Source organism: Actinomycetes bacterium (genome assembly GCA_024222295.1).
In the GTDB taxonomy this organism is placed as follows: domain Bacteria; phylum Actinomycetota; class Acidimicrobiia; order Acidimicrobiales; family Microtrichaceae; genus JAAEPF01.
Genome location: JAAEPF010000067.1, coordinates 1 through 939 on the forward strand (window position 1 = coordinate 1; position 939 = coordinate 939).

Here is a 939-nt window from a genome sequence, read left to right on the forward strand (position 1 = left end):
CCGACCGAGGCGTAGGGGCCGGAGTCGCCGATCATGCGGACCCACAGGCCGGTCAGGACCCCGTCGGCGTCGCAGCCGGCCCGGTAGGCCATTCGGATCGGGTGCCGCTTCGGGTGCATGAGCAGAGACTCCTCGCGCGACAGCGTGCACCGGACGGGGCGGCCCAGCAGCCAGGCTGCCAGGGAGGTCTGGGCCTGGTTCGACATGTCCTCCTTGCCGCCGAAGGCGCCGCCGTTGCTCACCAGTTCGACGGTGATCCGGTCGGAGTCGATGCCGAGCACGGAGGCGACCTGGTCGCGGTCGTCCCATACGCCCTGGCCACCCGAGTAGACGTACAACCCGTCGTCGGAGGGGACGGCGAGCGTGGATTCGGGCTCCACGAAGGCATGTTCGATGCGCTGGGTCTGGAAGATGTCGTCGACCACGTGTGTCGAGTCGGCGAGTGCCGCCTCGGCGTCGCCCCGCGCGTAGGTGGACACCGACAGCACGTTGCCGTCGAGATCCCAGACGGCGCCCTCTTCGGACCGCACGGCGACGACCGGGTCGCTGAACGGGGTCAGCGGCACATACCCGACTTCGATGAGCGTGGCAGCGCGCCGGGCGGTCTCGCGGTCGCCGGCGACGACGATGGCCAACACGTCGCCGAGGTACGAGGTGCGCCCACCCTCGGGGATGAACACCGGCCAGTCCGTGTGGATGATGCCGACCCGGAGTTCTCCGGGGACATCCGCTGCGGTGTACACCGCCTCGACGCCTTCGACGGCCTCGGCCGCCGAGGTGTCGATCCGCACCACGTCTGCCCGCGCATGGGCGGCGAGGTGGACGGCTGCGTGGAGCAGCCCCGGCGGGCGCAGGTCGTCGATGAACGGACGGTCGCCGAGGCTCAGCTCAGCGGCCTCGTACCTGATGCCGCTGCTCCCGATGCCGCCGCGGGGCGCC

At 71.0% G+C, this 939-nt stretch carries 1 protein-coding gene; it reads right to left on the minus strand.

Annotation, left to right across the window (positions count from 1 at the left end; genetic code table 11):
* Positions 1-939, minus strand: a 939-nt coding sequence (locus tag GY812_16330) for a molybdopterin-dependent oxidoreductase (protein MCP4437050.1), incomplete at both ends; no start/stop codon positions are given.